Annotated in this window: 24 protein-coding genes; 10 read left to right on the plus strand and 14 right to left on the minus strand. The window is 64.8% G+C overall.

Annotated features, from left to right (window positions below):
• Positions 1-18 precede the first annotated feature (18 nt).
• Both OSH12_RS16655 and OSH12_RS16660 read left to right on the plus strand, forming a co-directional pair.
• Positions 19-225, plus strand: coding sequence for a hypothetical protein (locus OSH12_RS16655; protein ID WP_266344714.1), 207 nt, complete (start codon positions 19-21; stop codon positions 223-225).
• Between the two features lie 151 nt (positions 226-376).
• Positions 377-649, plus strand: a complete 273-nt coding sequence (locus tag OSH12_RS16660; RefSeq protein ID WP_266344715.1) for a hypothetical protein — start codon at positions 377-379, stop codon at positions 647-649.
• A gap of 49 nt (positions 650-698) precedes the next feature.
• Here OSH12_RS16660 and OSH12_RS16665 read toward each other — a convergent pair whose 3' ends face one another.
• From OSH12_RS16665 to OSH12_RS16675, 3 genes are all read right to left on the minus strand, one after another.
• On the minus strand, positions 699-1046 hold the full coding sequence (locus OSH12_RS16665) for a DUF779 domain-containing protein (RefSeq protein WP_266344716.1): 348 nt from the start codon (positions 1044-1046) through the stop codon (positions 699-701).
• 70 nt (positions 1047-1116) lie between these two features.
• Complete coding sequence (adh, locus tag OSH12_RS16670; protein WP_266344717.1) at positions 1117-2634, minus strand: aldehyde dehydrogenase; 1518 nt, start codon at positions 2632-2634, stop codon at positions 1117-1119.
• 134 nt (positions 2635-2768) lie between these two features.
• Positions 2769-3734: a helix-turn-helix domain-containing protein gene (locus tag OSH12_RS16675; protein ID WP_266344718.1), complete on the minus strand. Its 966-nt coding sequence runs from the start codon at positions 3732-3734 to the stop codon at positions 2769-2771.
• Positions 3735-3986: 252 nt separating this feature from the next.
• Here OSH12_RS16675 and OSH12_RS16680 point away from each other — a divergent pair, with 252 nt between their 5' ends.
• From OSH12_RS16680 to OSH12_RS16700, 5 genes are all read left to right on the plus strand, one after another.
• Positions 3987-4655, plus strand: a complete 669-nt coding sequence (locus OSH12_RS16680; RefSeq protein ID WP_266344719.1) for a GntR family transcriptional regulator — start codon at positions 3987-3989, stop codon at positions 4653-4655.
• A 92-nt stretch (positions 4656-4747) separates the two neighbouring features.
• A complete protein-coding gene (locus OSH12_RS16685) occupies positions 4748-5314 on the plus strand; it encodes a biotin transporter BioY (protein WP_266344720.1) in 567 nt (188 codons plus the stop codon).
• Positions 5311-6327, plus strand: coding sequence for a biotin synthase BioB (gene bioB / locus OSH12_RS16690; RefSeq protein ID WP_380225288.1), 1017 nt, complete (start codon positions 5311-5313; stop codon positions 6325-6327). Before OSH12_RS16685 ends, bioB begins: the two co-directional genes overlap by 4 nt.
• Entirely contained in the window at positions 6324-6965 is a 642-nt protein-coding gene (gene bioD / locus OSH12_RS16695) for a dethiobiotin synthase (protein WP_266344721.1), read from the plus strand. The genes bioB and bioD overlap by 4 nt, the downstream gene beginning before the upstream one ends.
• A gap of 291 nt (positions 6966-7256) precedes the next feature.
• On the plus strand, positions 7257-7955 hold the full coding sequence (locus OSH12_RS16700; protein ID WP_266344762.1) for a L,D-transpeptidase: 699 nt from the start codon (positions 7257-7259) through the stop codon (positions 7953-7955).
• 18 nt (positions 7956-7973) lie between these two features.
• Here the strand turns inward: OSH12_RS16700 and OSH12_RS16705 are convergent, their stop codons facing one another.
• The 8 genes from OSH12_RS16705 to OSH12_RS16740 form a co-directional block, all read right to left on the minus strand.
• Entirely contained in the window at positions 7974-8255 is a 282-nt protein-coding gene (locus OSH12_RS16705) for a hypothetical protein (RefSeq protein WP_266344722.1), read from the minus strand.
• An 84-nt stretch (positions 8256-8339) separates the two neighbouring features.
• Positions 8340-8624 (minus strand): hypothetical protein, encoded by a 285-nt coding sequence (locus OSH12_RS16710; RefSeq protein WP_266344723.1) that lies wholly within the window; start codon positions 8622-8624, stop codon positions 8340-8342.
• Between the two features lie 141 nt (positions 8625-8765).
• A complete protein-coding gene (locus tag OSH12_RS16715) occupies positions 8766-10715 on the minus strand; it encodes a glycoside hydrolase family 127 protein (RefSeq protein WP_266344724.1) in 1950 nt (649 codons plus the stop codon).
• A gap of 44 nt (positions 10716-10759) precedes the next feature.
• A complete protein-coding gene (locus tag OSH12_RS16720) occupies positions 10760-11620 on the minus strand; it encodes a carbohydrate ABC transporter permease (RefSeq protein ID WP_266344763.1) in 861 nt (286 codons plus the stop codon).
• Entirely contained in the window at positions 11620-12552 is a 933-nt protein-coding gene (locus tag OSH12_RS16725; RefSeq protein WP_266344725.1) for a carbohydrate ABC transporter permease, read from the minus strand. Before OSH12_RS16725 ends, OSH12_RS16720 begins: the two co-directional genes overlap by 1 nt.
• A gap of 70 nt (positions 12553-12622) precedes the next feature.
• Positions 12623-13867: an ABC transporter substrate-binding protein gene (locus tag OSH12_RS16730; protein ID WP_266344726.1), complete on the minus strand. Its 1245-nt coding sequence runs from the start codon at positions 13865-13867 to the stop codon at positions 12623-12625.
• Positions 13868-13926: 59 nt separating this feature from the next.
• A complete protein-coding gene (locus OSH12_RS16735) occupies positions 13927-14976 on the minus strand; it encodes a LacI family DNA-binding transcriptional regulator (RefSeq protein WP_266344727.1) in 1050 nt (349 codons plus the stop codon).
• Positions 14977-15247: 271 nt separating this feature from the next.
• On the minus strand, positions 15248-15916 hold the full coding sequence (locus tag OSH12_RS16740) for an exopolysaccharide biosynthesis protein (protein WP_266344728.1): 669 nt from the start codon (positions 15914-15916) through the stop codon (positions 15248-15250).
• 234 nt (positions 15917-16150) lie between these two features.
• Between OSH12_RS16740 and OSH12_RS16745 the strand changes: the two genes are divergently transcribed.
• Together OSH12_RS16745 and OSH12_RS16750 are read left to right on the plus strand one after the other, a co-directional pair.
• The gene (locus OSH12_RS16745) at positions 16151-18478 is read left to right on the plus strand and encodes a DUF3772 domain-containing protein (protein ID WP_266344729.1); all 2328 of its coding nucleotides are present in this window, start codon (positions 16151-16153) and stop codon (positions 18476-18478) included.
• A gap of 92 nt (positions 18479-18570) precedes the next feature.
• Positions 18571-19182 carry a CAP domain-containing protein gene (locus tag OSH12_RS16750; protein ID WP_266344730.1) on the plus strand — a complete coding sequence of 204 codons (612 nt, stop codon included), beginning with the start codon at positions 18571-18573 and terminating at the stop codon, positions 19180-19182.
• 32 nt (positions 19183-19214) lie between these two features.
• On the opposite strand, the gene OSH12_RS16755 is transcribed toward OSH12_RS16750, so the two are convergent.
• Positions 19215-20096 (minus strand): LysR family transcriptional regulator, encoded by an 882-nt coding sequence (locus OSH12_RS16755; protein ID WP_266344731.1) that lies wholly within the window; start codon positions 20094-20096, stop codon positions 19215-19217.
• Positions 20097-20179: 83 nt separating this feature from the next.
• Here OSH12_RS16755 and OSH12_RS16760 point away from each other — a divergent pair, with 83 nt between their 5' ends.
• Complete coding sequence (locus OSH12_RS16760; protein ID WP_266344764.1) at positions 20180-21220, plus strand: YeiH family protein; 1041 nt, start codon at positions 20180-20182, stop codon at positions 21218-21220.
• Here OSH12_RS16760 and OSH12_RS16765 read toward each other — a convergent pair.
• Complete coding sequence (locus tag OSH12_RS16765) at positions 21183-22325, minus strand: GNAT family N-acetyltransferase (RefSeq protein ID WP_266344732.1); 1143 nt, start codon at positions 22323-22325, stop codon at positions 21183-21185. The two genes, OSH12_RS16760 and OSH12_RS16765, sit on opposite strands and share 38 nt — an antisense overlap.
• Positions 22322-23761 carry a lipopolysaccharide biosynthesis protein gene (locus tag OSH12_RS16770; RefSeq protein WP_266344733.1) on the minus strand — a complete coding sequence of 480 codons (1440 nt, stop codon included), beginning with the start codon at positions 23759-23761 and terminating at the stop codon, positions 22322-22324. The genes OSH12_RS16765 and OSH12_RS16770 overlap by 4 nt, the downstream gene beginning before the upstream one ends.
• Positions 23762-23778: the final 17 nt, after the last annotated feature.

Consider the following 23778-nt stretch of genomic DNA (forward strand, 5'->3'; position numbering starts at 1 on the left):
CACAAGGGATTGAGCGACATGTTTGGGCGTCTCGGCATGTATCACTATCTTCCTGAAAACCGCGACCTGCGGAACCGGGACGTACCGCGTCCGGATACCCGGCGAGAGCAGGCCAAGTCACGAGAGCAGGCCAAGTCGGATGACAGCGCGATGCTGTTGCGGCTCGGCATTGTCATGCTCGTGGCGGTTCTTGTCATCGCCCTCATGCGCTGGATCGCTCTCTAGAGCCTCGCGTCGTCGCGCTTTTCTTCACGCGAACCGGTGCCCGTTTCGCTCAATTGCGCGACCATCGCAACAACCGCCTCCGCGAAAAGGGAAGCGGCGCCAGGGCGCTGCCGTTTCCCCGCGTCCCTCATCAAACCAAAGGCATCACATCATGGGCAAAGCCCTGCAGGAATCGTATCCCTCCACCTTGTCGAGCCGGTTCACGGTCGGACGCGACGCCGAAGGACAATGGGTGGTGTGCGACCGTCTAGGCCTCGTCGGCGGGTTGTTCGCGGACCGGGCGTCGGCGGTGCATTTCGCCCTGGTCGAAAGCGATCATTGCCCCGGCGCCGTGTGTTGCGCAGCAGAGGATGAGGTTCTTCGTTTCAGCGTGGTCTTTGAGGCGCCGTCGGCGGCCAAGCCGGCTCCGTCGCTCCGCGCCTAGAGCGAAGTGGGTGCCGGTTCGCGGGAAGAAAACACGATCCGACAAAGAGCTACGGAATCGCGCAGATATCCGATCGGACGAGGAAGCGGCGCTCGCGACCGTTGTCGAGCGAGAACATGCCGCCTCGTCCGTTCACCGCATCGATGGTCAGATCCGTGTGCTTCCAGACCTCGTATTGCGCCGCGCCGATATAAAAGGGCGTCTCGCCGATTTGGCCAAGCAGCACGTCGTGGTCGCCGATGATGAAGTCGCCGCGCGGATAGCACATCGGCGAGGAGCCATCGCAACAGCCGCCGGACTGGTGAAACAGCACCGGACCGTGCTCGGCGATGATCTCGTCGAGCAGTTGCCGCGCCGCTGGCGTCGCTGAGACGCGGTCTTCGGAAATCCTGTCCATTCGAGCCTCTTCCGGAAAAATGCACCGCGCGGAGGAGCCCGCGCGGTGCCAGTCGGTCGGGGAGGAGCCCTTAGAAGAAGCCGAGCTTTTTCGGCGAATAGCTGACCAGCATGTTCTTGGTCTGCTGGTAGTGGTCGAGCATCATCTTGTGGTTCTCGCGGCCGATGCCGGACTGCTTGTAGCCGCCGAACGCCGCATGCGCCGGATAGGCGTGATAGCAATTGGTCCAGACACGGCCGGCCTGGATCGCCCGGCCGAAGCGATAGGCGCGGTTGCCGTCGCGGGTCCAGATGCCGGCGCCAAGCCCGTACAGCGTGTCATTGGCGATCGACAGGGCTTCCTCGTCATCCTTGAAGGTGGTGACGGAGACGACCGGTCCGAAAATTTCTTCCTGGAAGATGCGCATCTTGTTGTGACCGCGGAAGACGGTCGGCTTGACGTAGTAGCCACCGGCGAGGTCGCCCGGCAGGTCGTTGCGTTCGCCGCCGATCAGCACCTCGGCGCCTTCCTTCTTGCCGATGTCGAGATAGGACAGGATCTTTTCCAGCTGCTCGCTGGAGGCTTGCGCGCCGATCATCGTGCCGGGATCGAGCGGGTCGCCCTGCTGGATCGCCGCGACGCGCTTCAGCGCCTTTTCCATGAAGCGGTCATAGATCTTTTCATGGATCAACGCGCGGCTCGGGCAGGTGCAGACCTCGCCCTGGTTCAGCGCGAACATGACGAAGCCCTCGATCGCCTTGTCGAGGAAGTCATCGTCGGCGGACGCCACGTCCTCGAAAAAGATGTTCGGCGACTTGCCGCCAAGCTCCAGCGTCACAGGGATCAGGTTCTGCGAGGCGTATTGCATGATCAGCCGGCCGGTCGTCGTCTCGCCGGTGAAGGCGATCTTGGCGATGCGCGGGCTGGAGGCGAGCGGCTTGCCCGCTTCGAGGCCGAAGCCGCTGACGACGTTGAGGACGCCCGGCGGCAGGATGCCGTCGATCAGGTCGAGCAGGACCTGGATCGAGGCGGGGGTCTGCTCGGCCGGCTTCAGCACGACGCAATTGCCGGCGGCGAGCGCCGGGGCAAGTTTCCACACCGCCATCAGGATTGGGAAGTTCCAGGGAATGATCTGGCCGACGACGCCGAGCGGCTCATGAAAATGATAGGCGACGGTGTCGTGGTCGATCTCGGAAATGCCGCCTTCCTGCGCCCGTACTGCGCCGGCAAAGTAACGGAAATGGTCGATGGCGAGCGGCATGTCGGCGGCCGTCGTCTCGCGGATCGGCTTGCCATTGTCCCAGGTCTCGGCCAGCGCCAGCGTCGCCAAATTCTCTTCCATGACGTCGGCGATGCGGTTCAGCAGCAGCGCGCGTTCGGCGACGCTGGTGCGGCCCCAGGCATCCTTGGCGGCATGGGCGGCGTCCAGCGCCAGCTCGATGTCGGCGGCGTCGGAACGCGCGACCTCGCATAGCACGCGACCGTTCACCGGCGAGGTATTGTCGAAATAGCGGCCCGATACGGGCGGTACGCGCTTGCCGCCGATATAGTTGTCATAGCGGGGTGCGAACGGCGCCTTGGTGGCGCGGGTGAATTCCGGCTTGTTCATGAAGACCTCCCTTGGTCGACGCTTGAACTGCGTCATGGGAGGAAGGTTGACCGGCTAACGGCGTCTGTCAGCCCGGTCGCATCGGGCGGGGAGGTGGAACTGTCTCACCTTTGCGACACTGTGCACTGCAATACTCAGTTGGGACGCTCGAGCCCGAGTTTGCCGAGCTTGCGATGCAGGGTGGCGCGCGAAACGCCGAGTTGCCGGGCGGCGGCTGTGACGTTGCCTCCGGAACGCTGCAGCGCCCGTTCCAGGATGGCGCGTTCGGCCTGGCGCAACTCGTCGTCGAAGCGCGCTTCGCCCGTCAGTCCACCGAGCGGCAGCGGTTGTCCGATTAGGCCGTCGCAATGCCGGTAGGCCTGACGCGCGGCGCGGGTGGCGCCGATGACAATATCGTCCGCGTCGATCGCGAGCAGTGCATTGGGCGTCCATTCCGCCGTCGGCGCCACGACGATGCGTGCCTGCGGAAAGGCGAGGCGAAAATTCTCCGCCTCGATCCGGCGTGTTGCCTCGCTCACCGCCATGGCAACCAGTTGGACCAGGCCTTCGGTCATGTCGGTCCGGCCGGTCGAGACGTCGAGCGCGGCGGCGACCTGGCCCTCGTGATCGAAGATCGGCGCGGTCGTGCAGGAGAGAGCGGTGTTGCGGGTGAAGAAGTGCTGGTGGCGATGGATGGTTAGCACGCGTTGCTCGACCAGGCAGGTGCCTATGCCGTTGGTGCCTTCGCTCTCCTCGCTCCAGACGCAGCCGGTCCAGAGCCCCCAGTCCTCGAAAGTGTCGTCATCGCCGGCAGCACCCCGCCGCTCGACCGGGATGCCGTCCCGGTCGGCCAGAAGAACGCAGCCGCCAATGCGGCCGATGGCGAGGCAGAGCCGGTCTAGGCTGGATTGCGCGGCTCGCAGCAACGGCTCCATGCGCTGGCGCGAAATCTCGAGCTCGCGGTCGCTGAGCCGGTTGGGCAGGCGTCTTTCGGCCGGATCCAGACGATGCAGCTTTGCCGAGCGTTGCCAGGACGCGACCAGCGCGGATGTCGCTGCCTCGCCCGAGCTGATGGCTGTTTGGACCTTGTCGGCATGCCGTGCGACTTCCTGACTGGACATCGCCTCCCCCCAGATTGCCTCGGTTCTGTCGTCGCCCCGTATCGTCGCATCGGCCAAGCCCGTCCTCCGCGATCCGCTGGGATCGCCGGGCCTTCCGCGTGAATGTCTTCAAGATATAGCGATAGCGCGCCGTTTGGGACAGCCTTGGTTGTTTTGGGCGTTGCGACCGTCATTCGGGAATGTGCGGCGTGTCGCGCCACGCCAGCGTTGCCCGCCATCGACAATCATCGCGCGAAAAATTATCTATAACTCATGAGCAAGCCAAAAGAAGAAACGCTGGCGGTGCGGATCAGCCGTGCGCTGGCGGACCGCATCATCGCCGGTGAAATCGAGCCGGGATCGCGCCTGCGGCAGGATCATGTCGCCGAGGAATTCGGCGCCAGCCATGTGCCGGTCCGCGAGGCGTTCCGTCGGCTGGAGGCGCAGGGCCTCGCCGTCAGCGAGCCGCGCCGGGGCGTGCGGGTCGCCTCGTTCAATCTGGCCGAGGTCAAGGAAGTGGCGGAGATGCGCGCCGCGCTGGAGGTTCTGGCGCTGCGCCATGCCGCGCCCAATCTGACATCGGCCATTCTCGACGAGGCCGAGGCGGCGACCAAGGCCGGCGACGAATCGCGCGACGTTCGCTCCTGGGAAGAGGCTAACCGGCGCTTCCATCACCTGATCCTCGCGCCGTGCGGGATGCCCCGTTTGCTGGCCTCGATCGATGATCTGCACGCCGCCAGCGCGCGCTTCCTGTTCGCGGCGTGGCGCGCCGATTGGGAGGCGCGGACCGACCACGACCATCGCGCCATTTTGGCCGCGCTGCGCGCTCGCCAGGTCGATGCGGCGTGCTCGACGCTGGCCGGTCATGTGCAGTGGATCGGACGCCGCCCGGTTTCGGCCTCCGGCGGCAAGGTGCGTGAAGCCTTCGCTATCGTTGGCTGATATTTATAGATAGAGACTTGCGCGACTCGGCTCCATGTGGATTCTATTATAGATAGATTCGATTATTATCTATAATTCTACACGGAGATGACATGAACTCGGTTCTCGCCCTCACAACCCGCAATGCGCGGACGTTGATCCGCCCTGTAGCGGTCGTCGTGGCCGGCATCGCGCTGATCACGCTTTGCGCCAAGATCCACATCCCGTCCTGGCCGGTGCCGATGACGCTGCACACGCTCGCCGTGATGGCGATCGCGATCGCCGCCGGTCCTCGCCTCGCGACCGCAACCTTCTTCGGCTATCTGGCGGTCGGCGCCGCCGGCTTGCCGGTCTTCTCGGATTCCCCGGAGCGGGGCATCGGCCTTGTCTACATGATGGGACCGACGGGCGGCTATCTGCTCGGCTATCTCGCGGCAAGCTGGGTCACCGGCGCGCTGGCTGAGGGCCGCAAGACGTTCGGCCGCACCGCCGCCATGCTGGCCGGGCTCGCCGTCACCTATGCGGTCGGCCTGCCCTGGCTCGGCATGTTCGTGCCGGCCGGAAGCATCCTGACGCTCGGCTTCACGCCGTTCATCCTTGGCGATCTGATCAACATCGCCATGGTCGCGGTTGGCGCGGCCATCGTGCCTGCCCGCTTCATCGGGACGATCGGCCGATGATCGTCGAGCCAAACGCCGTCACGATCTCCTCGCCTGCGATGCAGGCGGGGAGACCCCCTCAGAATTGGACCGCCGAAGCGGCGGAAGCGCTCTACGCTTCGCCTTTTCCGGAGTTGATGTTCCGGGCGCAAAGCCTGCATCGCCAGCATTTCGACCCGACGGAGATCGAGCAGGCGAGCCTCCTCAGCATCAAGACCGGCGGCTGCCCCGAGGATTGCGGCTATTGCTCGCAAAGCGCCCGCTACGATACCGGCGTCAAGGCGACGAAGCTGATGGAAGTCGAGCGCGTTGTTGCCGAGGCGCGGCGGGCCAAGGAGGGCGGCGCGACCCGCTTCTGCATGGGCGCGGCGTGGCGGAGCCCGAAGGATCGCGACATGGACAAGGTGTGCGCGATGATTGGCGGCGTCCGGGCGCTTGGGTTGGAGACCTGCGTGACGCTCGGCATGCTGACGCCGGACCAAGTCGAGCGGCTCAGCGACGCCGGGCTCGATTTCTACAACCACAACATCGATACCTCGCGCGAATTCTACCCCGAGATCATCACGACGCGGACGATGGACGACCGTCTGGAAACGCTGGCTCATGTCCGCGACGGCGGCATAAAGGTCTGTTCGGGCGGCATTGTCGGCATGGGCGAAACGATCGCCGACCGCATCGGCATGCTGGTCATCCTCGCCAATCTGGATCCGCCGCCGGAAAGCGTCCCGCTCAACATGTGGAACGAGATCCGGGGAACGCCGGTGATGGACAAGGGCGAACCGGTCGACCCGATCGCCTTCGTCCGGCTGGTGGCTCTCGCCCGGATCCTGATGCCGGAAAGCGTCGTGCGCCTGTCGGCCGGCCGCCATGCCATGAGCGATGAAACCCAGTCGCTCTGCTTCCTGGCCGGGGCCAATTCGATCTTCACCGGCGATGTGCTGCTCACCACCGGCAATCCGCAACGCCAGCAGGACGCTGCATTGTTGTCGAAGCTCGGCATGCGCGCCGCGACGCTGCAGGCATCGTCGCGGTGACGCCGCCTCGCATCGTCGTCACCGGCACCGACACGGGCATCGGCAAGACGGTCTTCGCCGCCGGTCTCGTCGATCGGCTGGGGGCCGACTATTGGAAGCCGGTGCAGGCGGGGCTGGAGGGCGAGACGGACAGCGAGACGGTCGCGCGTCTTGCCGGGGTCGGCGGTGATCGCGTCCATGCCGAGGCGTTCCGGCTGAGCCTGCCTGCCTCGCCGCATTTCGCGGCGGCGAGCGAGGGCATCTCGATCGACCCCGACGCATTGGAGCCGCCGGCGACGCGCCGGCCGCTCGTCATCGAGGGGGCCGGCGGCGTTCTGGTTCCCCTGACCTCGACGGAAACTTTCGCCGACATCTTCGCGCGCTGGCGCCTTCCCGTCATACTCTGCGCCCGGACGTCGCTCGGCACGATCAACCATACGCTGCTGTCGCTGGAGGCGCTGCGCCGTCGGGCGGTACCGGTGCTCGGCGTTGCCTTCCTGGGTGATGCCGAAGTGGAGACGGAGCGCATCATTACCGGGATGGGCGGCGTGCGCCATCTCGGTCGTCTTCCCCGTCTCGAACCCCTGTCGGCGGACACGCTTCGACAGGCGTTCTCCGAGGCGTTTCGCGTCGAGGATTTTCTATCCGGGGCGACATAGTCGCATCGCGATGGTTCGGGCCGCGCTTGGGTGGAGCATCTCTGCAGAAGGTCCAGCGGCCCGATCGCTAGGCCAAAAATCGTGCCCATTCAGCAACAGGTGTGACCCGTTTCCCCTATGCATGGCTGCCCCGCGACCGCGGCGCTTGCCTGAATCACATCCCTGCCGCATTCGACCCCGCAGGAGACCGTTCAAGGTCCGCTCCTGCCAGCTGGCCATTCCCCAGCGATCTCAATCCAAGGCTTTCGTCCCGTGTCTTCAGCTTTTTCGCGCCGGTCGTTCCTGACCGGCATGTCCCTTGTCGGCGTATCGGCGCTCGCCGCCTGCGCGCAGGTTCCCAAGGAGATCGGCGCGGATATCAGCCTCTCGCCCCTGGCGCCCGGCCTGCAACCCCCGCCGGTTGTCACTCCCGCCCCGGTGATCGCAGCCGTCGAGCCCAAGGCGGTGGGAAGCGAATATGCCCGGATGTACGCGGCCGTGCAGGATGGCGACTACAAGCTGCCGGCCATCCGATATGACGCGGTCGATCCGAAATTCTTGCGCCAGCTGGTCGATGATCCGACCGGCGAGGCGCCCGGTACGCTGGTGGTCAATACCAGCGAGAATTTTCTCTATCTCGTGCTGAAGGACGGCAAGGCGATGCGCTATGGCGTCGGCCTCGGCAGCCAGGGGCATGCCTGGAAGGGCCGCGCTATCGTGCATTGGAAGCGGAAATGGCCGACCTGGACGCCGCCCGCCGCCATGATCGGCCGCAAGCCGGCGCTGGAGAAGTGGCGCACCGGCATGCCGCCCGGCCTGAAGAACCCGCTCGGCTCCCGTGCGCTCTACATCTACAAGGACGGCGTCGACACGCTCTATCGCATCCACGGCTCGCCGGAATGGCGCTCGATCGGCAAGTCGGCCTCGGCCGGCTGCGTCCGGATGTTCAACCAGGACGTCATGGATCTCTACGATCGCGTTCCGCCGAAGACGCCGCTGCTGGTGATCTGACGGCCGGAATCCTGCGGCTCAGCGCTTGCAGTCGGTGGCGAACAGGAAGTTCTTCACCGACACGTCGCCCTTGATGACGAAGTCGAAGGCGCGCGGGCCCCAGAACACGACGTCCGTCATGACGCGCCACCGATAGTCGTTGTCGGAGCCGAGGCGGGAGAGTTCGAGCGGTCCCTTGAGCGAGCTGGTGCCATCGTCGATGACAAGCGGGCGTTCGCAGGTCGTGAAGGTGAGCTGGGCCAGCAGAATGACCACGCCGATCACGCAATAGAGAAACGCCAGACGAACGAGAAAGAACACGCGGATAACCCCTGTGCGACGCAAAGTTGGCCGAGCATAGACAAGAAAGCCTGCCGCGCCAGAGCGGGCGCGATGGTCATCCTGCTAGAACGGCAGGATGTCGTTTTCCGTTCCAGGGCTCGCTGGATCGATATGGCGGCGATAGGCGACGATGTCGGTCCGCTCGCCGGTATGGACCCAGCCGCCGCCCGGAGTCGCCCGGCCGCCAATCCCTGGTGGGCTGCGATAAAGGATCAGGCGTCCCGAACGCAACCGTACGTCGACCGCGCCCCTATCGAACGGCGATGGCCCACCTTCCCAGGGGATCCAGCCTCGGTCGGGCTGATCCCGGAAGATCGCCCATCGGCCGGTGAACTCTACTTCTTCCATCGTCCCGGTCCCTGTCGTTGCGGCGTTGATGCCGGTTCGTAACGCGCTTGGCAATCGGCTCCGGAAACAAGATGGGCGCCGCAACCTTCCCGGTCGCGACGCCCGCGTTCGATCGATTGGTTCGGCCGAGGCCGGCGAAAGCTAGCCGCCGCGCAGCCAGACCAGCATTTCGCCCGGCTCGCGGTTGTCCCAGGCGTAGTACGGAACGGCCTTGATCGGCACGGTTTCGGTCTTGGGCGCGGCGGTCCGATAGAGATCGCCGTTCCAGTCGCCGGTCACGTCGGCCTTCGCTTCGGCCGCCAGCGTTACGACACCCTCAAGCAGCCCCGGCTCGAAATTGGCCGTGAAGCTGGAAGCGGCGGGAACGCGGATGCGGTTCAGCGATAGCGGGTTGTCGATGCCTTCCAGGCAATAGACCAGCGGTCCGCGCTTCAGCGTGACGCGGCCGACGTCCTGACGGACCTCGGGATGCGCGTAAAGCTGCTCGACGGCGAGGTCGAGATCCAGCTGGACGGTGTCGCCGGCCTTCCATTCGCGCTCGATGCGCGCATAGCCGTCCGACTTGGCAGCGTTGAGGTCGACGGGCGAACCATTGACCGAAAGCGTCGCCTTGCGGCACCAGTCGGGAATGCGCAGGTGGAGTGCGAAGAGGGTCGGCTTGGCGACATCGACGGTGATGCCGATCGCGCCGTCCCACGGATAGCGGGTGTTCTGGGTCAGCGTGACCTCGGCGCTGCCGATGTCGAGCGTCGCGGTCGAATCGCAATAGAGGTGGACGGCGACTTCACCCTCGGCCTGGCCGTACATATAGGTGCCGATCGAAGCGACCATGCGGCCGATATTCGGCGGGCAGCACGGGCAGCGATGCCACTTCCAGCGATTGTGGCCGCCACGGCTCTCGAGCGGGTTTTCGTAGAAGAACAGCGAGCCGTCGAGCGACAGGCCGGAGATCGAACCGTTGTAGATCGCCAGTTCCATCGCGTCGGCATAGCGCGTGTTCGGACCCATGCCGAGCATGCGGTTGGCCCAGAAGGCGAGACCGACGGCGGCGCAGGTCTCGGCATAGGCCGTCTCGTTGGGCAGGTCGTAATCGGCGGTGAAGCCTTCATTATCGGCCGATGGCCCGAGGCCGCCGGTGACATAGAGCCGCTTCGAGTGCAGATCGTCCCAGAGACGGTCGAGCGCCTTGCGCAGATCGTCGTCGCCATACTCTGTCGCGACGTCGGCCATGCCGGCATAGAGATACATGGCGCGAACGGCGTGGCCGACGACCTTGTCCTGGTCGCGGACCGGCAGATGCGACTGGTTGTATTCGTTGCTCTTGAAGTGGAAATTCTTCGGGTCGGCGCCGCGGGCGCGGGCTTCTTCGTCGAAATAGTGCGGCTGCTGGCCGCGCTGGTCGACCATGTATTTGGCGAGGTCCATGTACTTGGAATTGCCGGTGACGCGGGCGAGCTTGACCAGCGCCAGTTCCAGCTCCTCATGGCCGCAATAGCCTTTGCGCTGGCCGGGATTGGGGCCGAAGACGCTGGCGATATGGTCGGCATAGCGCGACATGACGTCGAGCAGCTTGCGCTTGCCGGTCGCCTGGAAGTAGGCGACGGCGCCCTCGATCAGATGGCCGGCGCAATAGAGCTCGTGGCAATCGCGAAGGTTGGTCCAGCGCAGGCCGGGCTGCATGCGCTGATACCAGCTCGACAGATAGCCGTCCGGCTGCTGCAGCTTGGCGTACATGTCGATGACGGCATCGATCTTCTTCTCAAGCTCCGGATTCTTGCGTCGATACAGCGAATAGGCCGCCGTCTCGATGGTCTTGCCGAGATCGGAATCCCAGAACATCTGCGTCGTCACCGTCGAGGCGGTGAAGCCGTCATGGACGTGAAAGGGGATGCGCAGCTCCGGGATCGGACGATCCGGATCGATCTGGTCGAGCATGCCGGCTTCGACGCAGCGTTCGTAGAGAATATCGGCGGTCTTCTCGGCAACAGCGTCGACGCGCGCGCCCCAGAAGCCGCGAACTTCGACCTGCGGCACGGCGGGCGGACGGAAGCGGGCGCGCGGGGCCTCTTCGGGCGATGGCTGGGCACTCATGGAAAACTCCTATTCTTCGAAGAAAAAGCGTTCGGGGGAGGGGGTTATTTCACCGCGCCGGCCGTCAGGCCGCGGATGTAGAAGCGCTGCAGCAGCAGGAAGAGGATCAGGCAGGGGATCATCATGATGGTGACACCCGCCTGGACGGCGCCCCAGTCGACGGCGCCGAAGCGGCCCGACTGAACGGCGGTCATCATGATCGGCAGCGTGAATTTCGACTGGTCGGTCATCAGCACAAGGGCGGCGAGGAACTCGTTCCAGGTGTTGAGGAAGGCGAAAAGTCCCACCGTCACCACGCCGGGCCAGACCAGCGGCAGCATTACCTTGGTCAGCAGGGCGACGTTCGTCGCGCCGTCGATGCGGGCCGCCTCCTCGATCTCCTTTGGCACCGCGTCGAAGGCGTTGCGCATCATGAAGATGGAGAAGGGCATCTGCAGCGTGACGTAGACGAGCACGAGACCGGTCAGCGTGTTCTGCAGCCCGAGCCAGGACAGGATCAGGAAGATCGGCGTCAGGATCGACTGGAACGGGATCATGATCGTCGACAGGATCAGGATGAAGAACAGGTTCTTGAACGGGAAGCGGAAGCGCGAGAAGCCGTAGCCGGCGAGCAGGCTGATGATCGCCGTCAGCACCACGCTCGATACCGCGACGAAAATGCTGTTCTGGGCCGAATGCGAAAGCCCGGCGCCGAAGGTGTCGAGCGTAAGGTAGTTGTCGATCGAAAATCCGGTCGTCGGCCAGGGCGGGATCGGCGGTAGGCGCGCCTCGCTCCGGGGCTTGAAGGTCGAGAGGATCGCCCAGACGATCGGGGCGATGAACAGCAGCGACAGGATGATGCCGGTGCCATGCTCGGCGATCAGGCTTCCGATCGAACGCTCGCGGGTGCGGGTTGTGGTGGCCATCATGTCCCCTCCGGATTACGCAGCAGCCGGAGCTGGATCAGGCTCAGGACGACGAGGATCACGAGCAGCACCATGGACAGCGCCGCGCCGTAGCCGAGTTTGAACGAGACGAAGGACTGGTTGAAAATCCAGTACACCGCCGTGATCGTCGAGTTGCGCGGGCCGCCGCGCAGCAGGATGTAGAACTGGTCGAAGGCGAGGATAGAGCCGGCGACCGAGAGGATCAGCGCCAGCGCAACCGTGCGACGCATCAAAGGGAAGGTGATGGAGCGAAAGCGCTGCCAGGCATTGGCGCCGTCGATCTTGGCGGCTTCCTGCAATTCGGTCGGGATCGACTGAAGACCGGTCATCAGGATGACCATGGTGAAGCCGGCGACCTTCCAGACCACCATGACGATGATCGACCAGAAGGCCGGGTTGAAGGTGGCGATCAGGTTGAAGCGTTTTTCCGTCAGGCCAAGCTCCTGGGCTGCCGGGCTGAACAGGCCGCTATCGACATTGAGCAGCCAGGCCCAGAGCAGGCTGGCGGAGGCGAAGCCGACGACGACGGGCATGAAGAAGGCGGTGCGATAGACGCCCATCATCGGACGCGGCTTCTCGACGAAGAGCGCCAGCGGGAAGGCGACGGCGAAAATCGCGATGGTGACGATCACCGTGTAGTAGCCGGTGAATTTCAGGGCGTTCCAGAAGCGGACGTCCTTGGTGATCGCGACATAGTTGTCGAGGCCGATGAAGCGGTGCTGGCCCATCAATGGCCAGTTGTGCAGCGACATCCAGGCGGTCATGCCGAGCGGAATCACGAAGAACACCATCACCAGGACGATAGCCGGGGCGATGTAGAGGAGGCCGACCCAATGGCCACGGTCGATCTTCGACCGTCGTCTGGCGGGCGCGGCGGGCATAGCGCCCGCTTTGGCCGAGATCGAGGACATGACGTTTCCTTCGCAAGCGATGCTGGCATGACGGCGAGGGCGCTGCTGCGCCCCCGCCGATCGCGAGGCCTTACTGGCCGGTGCCGGCGTCGATGATGCCCTGCATCGTTTCCTGCGCATTGGCGAGCGCACCGTCGACGTCGTCGCCAAAGAACACTTCGTTGATCATCTGCGCCCACGGGCCGTTGGCGGAGTTGATGATGTCGTTGAAGACGACGCTGTACGGCGTGTTGCCCTTGGCCATCGCTTCAGCGGCGATCTGGTAGCGCGGATCGAGATCCTTCAGCGCTTCCTTGGCGATGTCGCCGCGAACCGGAAGGCTGCCACGGCTGGCGAGCAGCGTCTGGCCTTCGAGCGAATAGGCGTAGTCGAGGAATTCCTTCAGCACGGCCAGCTTCGGCGTGCCCTTGGTGACGACGAAATTGTCGCCGCCGGCGAAGGAGGACGAGCCGCCGTCCTTGCCCGGAAGGAAGGTCACGCCGTAGTCGATGTCCTTGTACTGAGTGTTGAGGGCGCCGATGGCGAAGGCGCCGGACGGTGTGATGCCGATATTGCCGCCGGCGAAGGCGGCGAAGAAATTGGCGCCCGAGTCGGTCTTGGCGCCTTCCGGAACCAGCCCCTTCTCGACCATGCCGCGATAGAGGGCGATCGCGTCGCGCATCTGCGGGGTGTCGAGGGTCGCCTTCGAGCCATCCGCGCTGAGGATGTCGCCACCCGAGGCCCAGATCAGCGGCGTGAAGGTGAAGATGTTGCAGCCGCCGCAGGCGCCGGAGAAGTAGAAGCCCTTGATCTCGCCGCCCAGCGCCGCGACCTTTTCGGCATCCGCCGCGATCTCGGCGAAGTTGGTCGGGCCCTTTTCGGGGTCGAGACCTGCCTGCTTGAACAGCTTCTTGTTCCAGATCAGCACGGAGCTGTCGGCCGAGAAGGGCAAGCCGTAGATCTTGTCCTTATAGGTGCCGGTTTTCACATGGGCCGGCGACAGTTCCTTGAAGTAGGGCAGCGATTTCGCCCAGTCGGTGATGTCCTCGAGCTGGCCGGCGGCCGCGAAGGCCGGCGTGTAGATCAGGTCGAGCGACAGGCCGTCCGGCGCGGTGCCGCCAGCGGCAGAGGTCGCATATTTCTGCACGATCTCGGCGTTCGGAATGATGTCGAGCTTGATCTGGTTCTCGTGGCTCTTGTTAAAGGCCTCGACGATCTGCGGCATGAAATTGGAGCCGTCGGCGCGGACCCAGATATTGGCGGTCTCGGCCGCCGAGGCGAGCGCCGTCATCGAAAGCAGCGTGGCGGTCGCCGCCAGAATTGTCAGTCTTTTCATGGTCTTCCCTCCCTGTATGTCCCCGATCCAGGCTCCTCCCGGGACCGTGACAGGTACCCTTAGTCGCCCGGCGGACGACCGCATGACTGACGCACCACCAACCGGCACGGCAGTTTTCGAAGGCCCGGCTCGACGGGCTTTCCGTCGACGAGCGAAAGCAGAGTGAGGCCGGCCTCGCGGCCGAGCGCTGTCAGGTTCATGTCGACCGTGGTCAGCGGCGGGCGCGTGGCGGCGGCGACAATCTCCCAATTGTCGAAGCCGATGACGCCGACATCCTCGGGGACACGAAGCCCCCGCTCACGCAGCGCGTCGACGACGCCACGCGCGATCTGGTCATTGCCGCAGAAAACGGCGTCCGGCTTTTCGCCCGGTGCGTCGAAGAGCTCGGCCACGGCCTGGTGACCCCAGCCTTCCGACCAGGGGCCCATCATCACGCGTGGCGGCGTCAGTCCGTTCTCGGCAAGCACGGCGCGATAGGCGTCGGCGCGCTGGTGGACGACCGCGAAGGTCTCCGGCCCGGCTACATGGACGATGCGCTTGCGGCCAAGCGCCACGAAGTGTTCGACGGCGAGCCTTGCGCCGCCTTCGTCGTCGGAAACAAAGGCGATCGAATTCGGGTCGGGTTCCGTAAACGCGTAGATGACCGGAATGCCGAGATTGGAAAGGTCGACCGGCAGATGGCGGTCGAGCCGCTTGCCGGAGGCGATGATGCCGTCGACACGCTTGTCCAGCATGGCGTCGACATGCAACTGGCCAAGGCGCGGATCGTCCTCGACATTGCACAGAAAGACCGAGACGCCATTGTCGAGCAGCGCTTCCGAAACACCGGCCATGACCGGCAACGAGAAGCGGCCATAGCTATCGTTGGTGAGCAGGCCGACGGTGAAGCTGCGGCGGCGCAAAAGGCTCTGGGCGAGACTGTTCGGGCGGAAACCGAGCTGCAGCGCGACGGCGCGAATGCGGGTCCGCGTCTCGGCGGTCATGCGGCCCTGGTCGTTCAGCGCCTTCGAGGCGGTCGCGACGCTGACGCGGGCCGTCTCGGCGACATCGCGCAACGTCACAGGCCGCCTGCGGGCGGGCTGGATCACGTTGTCGCTACCGTCACTCATACCGTCGTTTCCTCACCTGGCCGTCCGTTCGAGCGGCGGCCTGTTCTTTAGAGAAAAGGTTTTCTCAAGCTGCGCTTAAAAAAGGCGGAAGGATTGGTTCCGCCGCCTGAGCCGATTGAGAAAACCTTTTCTCACTCAAGGCTAGCACAGTTTTTTCGTCGCGCAAGACGGATTGAGTTCAAAACCGTTCACAATTTGGCAGGGGCGGGAATGAGGGGTGCGCTAGGGGGGCGAAGGCTTGGGTCCCGGCAGGAGGCGCAGCTCGATTCGGCTATATCTGCGCCCAGAGATCGGATGCCCAGCGATAGAGAAAAAGCGAAAGTTCGGCGCCGAAGAAAACGATCGCCGAGTTCCAGGCAATGGCGACGATCGTCAGCACCCAGCCGATGATCACGGCCAGCCCGTCGCGCTCGATCAGGCCGAAGGCGAAGACGATGACGGCGAGCGAGGGAAGCTGGTTGCCGAGTGGGATCGGCAACAGGATCATCACGGCGTGCACGAAAATTGGCACGGCGAGTATGAAATAGGCGAGCCGGCCGGAGAGAAACGAAAAGCGTGGTCGCAGCATCCATTCGATGCGCTTGAACCAGGGCGCGATCCAGATACCGCCGTTGACGACCGGTCCGCGCGGCAGGCTCTGCCGCCGTAGCCATTGCGGCAGCAGCAGCCGGTCGGCTCCGGCCATGATCTGCAGCGACAGGATGGCGAGCGCCGTGCCGAAGACGAAGCCGGTCGGCAGGCCGGGAATGGGGATGAAGGATGGCAGTGCCAGCATCAGGATGCTCAGGCCGAGTCCCGCTTCGCCGAGCGCATCGACCATGTCGCCGAGGCTCACCCTGTCCTTCTTCAGGACCGAGCCGAGATTGGCCAGGATCGCCGAAGCGGATCGGGTCCGGAAGAGCGCGGCGGTCGCGTCCTCAGGGGGGGCGGAAAGGGTCAAGCGTCAAGTCCTTGCAGCGTGTTGGCCCGTCGCATATGGGGTGCCGTTGCTGCCGCGCCACCAGCCGGAGACGAACCTGGCACAGTTGTATGTCCGGCAAATTGCGGCAGAACTCCCTATTCTCGTCATCTTTCATATTATAGCTCAGGTGACCGCATGACGCGGCGCGCCGCCCGGCGGGAGATCTCCTTGTTCTGCAATTCCTCGATAGCGTCCGCATCTCAGCCTCGATCGATGCGACAGCACGGCGGCCTTGTCAGCCTGCTTTGCGTGATCGTGCTCGGCTTCTTCATGATCGGCGCTGCCTGGGCGCAGCCCGAGGATCCGCAGAAGCAGATCGACGTCTGGAACGGAACCCTGGAGCGGATCGATCTGGCGATTGATCGCGACGGCGCGACCGATGCCGATTTCAAGCGCTTCAAACAGGAAGCGACGGACATCGTGGCGGCGGCGAACGAGTTCGCCGAGGCGCTGGCGCCCAAGGTCGCGGCGGCAACCGCGCAATTCGAGCAATTGAAGCCCACGGCGTCAACGGAAGCGGCGGAATCGGAAGCGGCCAAAGAGAATCGCCAGCAGGCCGAGCAGCAACTTGCCGACCTGGCCGGTTTCCAGAAGCAGGCGCTCGCTGTCGCCACCCATGGCGCCTACACGTTGTCGGAGATCGGCGAACGCCGCCGGACCCGCTTCACCGCCGCCCTGCTGGAGCGCAATTCCAGCCTGATCGATCCGGGCCTCTGGGGCGATGCTGCGACGGATGTGCCGTCGATCCTAGGGCGCACCGGCTCCGTTGCCGGGGAATGGACGAGCGTCGTCGCCAATCGCAGCGACCGCTCGGTGGTCGCCATCATCGTCAGCCTGCTGGCGCTGATCATCACGGTGTTGGTGCCGGGGCGGCGTTTCCTGCTCTCGAAGCTGCGGCGTCCAACGGCCGATCATCAGCCGACCATGCGGACCAAGGTGATGTCGGCGGCGGCGATCGTCGCGGTGAACGCCTTCCTGCCGCTGATCGTGCTGACCGGCGTGCGCTCGGTGTTGAACGCGCTTGATCTGATGCCTTATCGCGTCGACCTGCTGTGGTCGGGCGCCACGGCGGCCATCGTCTTCTTCTCGCTCGCCTTCGGCGTGTCGCGGGCGCTGCTGGCGCCGACGCGCAGCACCTGGCGGCTGGTGGCGCTGGACGACACCGTTGCGACCCGGGCCTTCCACTACTCGGTGGCGATCGCGGCGCTGGAGGCGCTGGTGATCGTCCACCAGAGCTTCGCCAAGGTGACGCTGGCCTCGCTGCAGTTTGTCATCGCCCTTGATGGCATTCTATCGATTGCGATTGCCGTGTTGATCATCGGGATGGTTCGCGTCCTGACCAAGCGCGTACCGCCCTCGGAGGAGGAGGGCGATGATCCCGCCGACGAAGAATACGGGCTGGGGCGGATCGCTCAGATGGTGGCCGGGCTCGCGGCGGGCAGCGCGATCATCGCCAGCCTGATGGGCTATGTCGCGCTCGGTCGCTTTCTCACGACGCAAACCGTGTGGATCTCGGTCGTTGTGTCGCTGCTCTACCTCCTGATGAAGGTCACCGACGAACTGACGGCGGCGTCCTTCCAGCGCGATGGTGTCGTGGGAAGCCGCCTGATCAGTTCGGTCGGGTTCGCCCCGCGTTCGGTGACCCAGGCGGGCGTGCTGGCCAATGGCGCGGCACATCTGGTCCTGATCGGCTTCGCCTTCCTCGCCGTCGTGGCGCAGTGGGGCGTCGATTCCTCCGGCCTGTTCGAAACGATCCGCCAGCTGTTCTTCGGCTTCAAGATCGGCTCGATCACCATCTCGCTGTCGACGCTGGTCGCCGGCATCGTCGTCTTTGTTGTCGGCCTGGTGATCACCCGCACGGTCCAGAATTGGCTCGACACGCGCTTTCTGCCGACGACGCGGCTTGATTCCGGCCTGCGCAATTCGATCCGCACCAGCGTCGGTTATGTCGGCATGATTTTCGCCGCGACGCTCGCCTTCGGCTATGCCGGCCTGGATCTTTCCAATATCGCCATCGTCGCCGGTGCTCTTTCCGTCGGTATCGGTCTTGGTCTGCAGGCGATCGTCAATAATTTCGTCTCGGGCCTGATCCTGCTGGCCGAGCGGCCGATCCGCGCCGGCGACTGGATCACGGTCGGGGCGGAGGAGGGGACGGTCAAGCGCATCAATGTGCGCGCCACCGAGATCGAGACGTTCGATCGCGCCACCGTCATCGTGCCGAATTCGAGCCTGATCACCGGCGTCGTCAAGAACATGGTGCTGCGTGACCGGTCGGGGCGCATCATCGTGCCCGTGACCGTCAGCAAGCTCGCCGACGCCGAGCAGGTGAAGACCATCCTGCTCGAGATCGCCAAGAGCCATTCGCTCGTGTTGCGCTATCCGGAGCCGATTGTCCTTTTCCTGAATTTCGGCGAGAAATCGCTCGATTTCGAACTGCGTTGCTACCTGGCCGATATCGCCGCCGGCGCGACGGTGCGATCGGATCTCCGCTTCTCGATTTTGAGCCGGTTGAAGGAAGAGGGCGTGGCTCTCCCCGGATGAACCGTCGACCCATTCAGTCGTCGCTTGCAGTTCGTTAGCGTTTTTTGGCTATGTCGAACGTCTCAGCTTTCTTGACCCCCCGAGGCCGCTCCATGACCCTCTTTCCCCGGCGCTTGCCATCGCTGCTTGCCGCTCTGACCGCCGTCGCCGTTCTGGCCGGCTGTTCGGAGACGGTCGTCGACACGACGCCGAAATCGCCTGTCTTCTACAACCGGATCGATTCCGCCGGCGCCGCCGTTGATCCGCAGGCCGCCGCCAGCCTTATCACCGGTTACCGCATGAACAAGGGCCTCGGCCCTGTCACGGTCGACCCGCTGCTGAACAAGATGGCGGCCGACCAGGCGCGGGCGATGGCCAAGGCCGACAAGGTCAACCACGACGTCGGCGGCAGCTTCAAGCGCCGTCTCGCCGCCTCCGGTTTTGATGCCGGCATCGCGGCGGAAAATGTCGGCGCGGGCTATCGCACGCTCGCCGAGGCGTTTTCGGGCTGGCGCGATTCCCCGCACCACAACGCCAACATGCTCAAGCCGGGCGTGACCAAGATCGGCATCGGCACAGCCTATGCGCCGAACAGCAAGTACAAGGTCTACTGGTCGCTCGTCCTGGCCAAGCCGTACGAGCGTTCGCCCGTCGCCGGCCCCGGCCCGCTGCCCGCCGATGGCAGCACGGTCGTCTCGATCGGCGGCGCCGTCGTCAACCGCTAGGGCGAACCGGTACCCACTTCGGTCGAAGACACTTATGGCGCGGACAGCAGCGCCTCGAACGCCAGCGCCGCCTTCGAGCGGTAGCGTTCCTTGTGCCAGACCATGCTGAAAGCGCGCGGCGTCATCTCGAAGGCGACGCGCGCCAGCTTGCCCGCCTCGATATGCGGGCTCGCCACCAGTTCCGACACGACGGTGGCGTGGTGGCCTGCCTCGACGGCGGCGCGGATCGCCTCGTTGCTCGGCAGTTCGAGGTCGACGGTCAGCGACTCCGGCAGGATGCCGCGTGCCGTCAGCGCCGTCTCGAACACCGAGCGCGTGCCGGAGCCCTTCTCCCGCATGACCCAGCGTGTCGCCGCGATTTCGCGCGCGCCGACGACGGTCGCCCGGGCCAGTTCATGGCCGGGCGTCGTGACGATGATCAGCCGGTCCTCGCCGACCGTTCGCGTCGACAGCGCCGGATCGTCGATGTCTCCCTCGATGAAGCCGATTTCAGCGATGCCGTCATGCACAGCCCGGCGCACGGTTTCCGTGTTGCCGACCTCGAGATGGATTCCGATCGAGGGATAGGCGGCGCGCAGGCGCATCAGCGCCGGCGGCAGCCAGTAGCTGGCGATCGTCTGGCTCGCCTGGATCTGCAGCGTGCCGCGCATCAGCCCGCCCAGCTCCGATAGCGCCAGTTCGGCCGCCTCCGCGCGCGCCAGCGTCGCTTTCGCTTCAACCAGGAAGATCTTGCCCGCCTCGTTCAGTTCGATGCGACGGCCGACACGATCGAACAGGTGGACGTCAAAACGCGTTTCGAGCGCGTGAATGGCGGAACTGACCGCCGAGGGCGTCAGCCGTAGCGCTTCAGCGGCCCTGGTCAGGTGTTCGCGCTCGGCAACGGCGATGAAAATTCTAAGCTGATCGAGGGTCATGGGATCATTTGTTCGATTGTATCGAACGAACAGTAATATATTTCGAAATGGATTGCATGATGGGCTGGCTGCATCCTGCCGTCATGTCCCTGGCATTCCGCTCTCTCCCGTCCTTCCTGCATCGTCTCGGTCCCGGGCTTGCCCTGACCGCTGCCGTGGCGGTCGCCGCCCTCGTCATCGAACGGGCAGAGGCCGCCTTGCTGGGCCGGGCCTGGCTCGACGGCGTCGTGCTGGCGATCCTGCTGGGTGTTGCCGTGCGCTCCTGCTGGCGACCGGGCACAGGCTTCCTGCCCGGCATCGATTTCAGCGCTCGGACCTTGCTTGAATTCGCGGTGATGCTGCTTGGCGCGTCGATCAGCGCGGCGGCTGTCGCGGCACAGGGCATGACGCTTCTCGTCGGCGTCGCCGTCGTCGTTGCCAGCGCGATCTTCGCCAGCTATGGCATCGGCCGGCTGATGGGGCTGGAACGCCGGATGGCGATCCTGATTGCCTGCGGCAACTCGATCTGCGGCAACTCCGCCATCGCGGCGGCGGCCCCGGTCATCCGGGCCGATGGCGAGGATGTTGCTTCGGCCATCGCCTTCACGGCCGTGCTTGGCGTCGTCGTCGTTTTGGCGCTGCCCTTGCTGATGCCGGTTCTCGGCCTGTCGGCGACGCAATATGGCGTTTTCGCCGGGCTGACCGTCTATGCCGTGCCGCAGGTGCTGGCCGCGACCGCACCGATCGCCGCCGTCAGCGTGCAGATGGGCACGCTGGTCAAGCTGCTGCGCGTGCTGATGCTCGGGCCTGTCGTGCTGGTGCTGTCATTGCTGGAAAGCCGGGTCGATGGCGCGCGGATCGACGCCGGTCGGCCGAACTACCGCCACATGGTGCCGTGGTTCATCCTCGGCTTCATCGCTCTCGGCATGCTGCGCTCGGCCGGCCTGATCCCGGATGCGGTCGTTGTCCGCACCAGTTCGCTGGCCAGCTTCCTGACGGTGCTGGCGATGGCAGCGCTCGGGCTTGGCGTCGATGTCCGGTCGGTGGCGCGCGCGGGTTTTCGCGTCACGGCGACCGTCGTGCTGTCGCTGATCGCCCTCGGCGCGATCAGCCTTCTGGCGATGCGGCTGATGCAGATTGCCTGAGCCGGCTTTTCAGCACCTCGGCCTTTTTTCGGACCGAACGGACGAACCGTCGTGCGATCGGCCGCAGAACGAGTTCCAGTCGGGCTAGCGACAGTCCGGCTTCGTAGCCGATTCCGCCGCCCTTCGGCCCGATTACCAGCGTGCCAACGCTCATCCTGTCCGGCCAGAGGGGATCGATCATCGGGTGACCGGCGATGGCGAGCGAGTCGATCCGCTCGAGGGTCGGATCGGCAAGGAGCGCGGTCGAGGCTTCCAGCATGATCTGAACGCCGGGCGAGAAGCGCGCATAGGCCTCGTCATAGGCGATCTTCCAGGTGACGGCGCCGGCGCCTGACTGGAAGCTCACCAGCATGGCCACGGCGCGACCATCCAGTCGAAGCGCGTGGATCGTCGTGTCGCCGCTCGCGACCGCGGCCTTCGCAAACGCTTTTTCACGAGGCCGGAGTGTCAGCGCCGTACCGCGCTTCCCCTTCCAGCCGCTTGCCTCCAGCGCGAAGAAGTCCTCCAACGCGGCAGCCAAGGGGGCGGGCTCCGTCACGTGCTCGATGGTGACGGCGCCAAGATCGTGAAGCCGTCGCAGTTGTCGCCCCAGCTCCTTGCGCTTTTTGGGCGCAATGGCGTCGAGGAAGCGATTTCCATCCTGTCCAGCGCGGTTCAACACGGCGCGTTGATGCGCGGCGAGCACCGCGACCGGGCGCTGCTCCCGTGCCGCCTGCCGGCGCAGCGCGTTGGCAACATGTCCTTCGAGCGGCAGATAGGGAAATTCAAGGATGCGGCGGGCCGGACGCTCGCCATCCATGGCGGCGATCAGTCCGGCGGCCGCTTTCTCAAGGGTGGCGGTGTCGAGCAGCGGCGTGCCGAGCGGTCCAAGCGAATGCACCCAGATCGAGATAGCCGGAACCAGCCGGCCGAGCCGCGTCGGCCGGATCGGCGCGAGGGCAACGAGCCGTCCATCCGTTGCGGTGACCCGCGCGGTCGTCACCTTGGCGTCGGCGAGTTGGTCGAGCGCTGCCTTCAAAATTTCGACCGAGAAGAAGGGATTGTCCTCGGCCGTGTGGGTGGGTTGCGCCGGATGCTCGCCCGGTGTCGTCTCTGAGATCCTCACAGCTGCTTTTCCGCGCGGGGGGCGAGGTTGATCGTGCCGCGTGATCCCAGCACATGCACGATCGAGCAGCGCAACCGCAGCCGCCAGCGCACCGCCAGATAGACGGCGACGGTTTCGAGTACGAGCGCCAGCGAGGTGGCGATCGCTGCCCCCGGCAGGCCGAAATGCGGGATCAGCGTGTAGTTGAGGATCAGATTGACCAGGAAGGTGCCGGCATAGACGGCGGCGCAGATCCGCTGCTCGCCCGCCATGGTCAAGATGCTTTCCGCCGGGCCGATCGAAGCTCGGATCAGCAGGCCCACCGAGAAAATGAAAATCAACGGAAAGCCGGAGACGAAGCTTTCGCCGAACATCGACAGCAGGAAGCGGCCGCAGAGAAGCAGCACCAAAATGGCGGCGACCGAGGGCCAGAACGTCCAGTGCAGCGAATCGCGCACGGTCGCTTCAAAACGGACGCGGTCGCCGGAAGCGTAATATTGCGAAAAGCGCTGCATCGTCGCGGCGCGGACGGCGAAATAGACGAAATGCACCAGCGCCAGCGTCTTCACCGTGGCGAAGTAGACGGCGACTTCCTCCGGCGGACGCAACTGGCCGACAATCAGGATGTCTACATTGGTCAAAAGGTTGAAGAAGCCCTCGACCAGGAAGATCGGGAAAGCGACGGCGATCCAGGTCAGCGAGCGGTATTGCCGCACGCCCGGCACCACGACTTTTCGCGTGCGATAGGACAGCGCACCCATCTGCAGCAGGCTGGTCAGATAGGTGGCGAGGATCGCGGTCGTCATCGCCGTGGTGGCGTTGGGGAGCGCCCCCATTTCGAGCGCCGCGAAGGTGAAGGCAATGATCAGGACGGGGCGGACGATAAAGGTCGGTCCCAGCGCCAGATCGGCCCAATTGAAGCCGCGCGCCAGACCGTCCTGGATTTCGCCCAATGCCAGCATGGGAACGCAGATCGCCGCCAGATAGAGCGGCATGACGTAATAGCCGGCGATTCCATCCCGAAACAGGAAAATGCCGAGGAGGCCGATCGCGCCGATTGCCGTTGCCGTGGCGAGACCGTGCACGCGGCTGCCGATCAAAATGCCGCGCAAAAGCGCCAGTTCGTTACGCGCCGCATATTCCGGTACGAAACGGACCACGGCAGTCTGGATGCCGAGACAGGCAAGGCCGCCGATGATCACGGCGCCGACCCAGACGACGACATAGACGCCATATTCGAAATCGCCCATCCAGCGGGCCAGAAGCACCTGGCTGGCATAGGCGATGACGGCGGAGAAGATGCGGATCGCGAAGGCAATCAGCGCCATGCGCTGGGCGACGGCGCGATCGTCACGGCCGGTTGCGACATTGTCGGCGATGGCGGCAAAGCGAACCAGGCGGGCGCGAAACGCCGCCGGCGCCAAGCGCTCGACCATGCCGACAAAGGAAACGCGCAACGGACGGAGCTCCGGGT

Origin of the sequence: Kaistia terrae, from assembly GCF_026344005.1 — a bacterium.
Lineage (GTDB): Bacteria > Pseudomonadota > Alphaproteobacteria > Rhizobiales > Kaistiaceae > Kaistia > Kaistia terrae.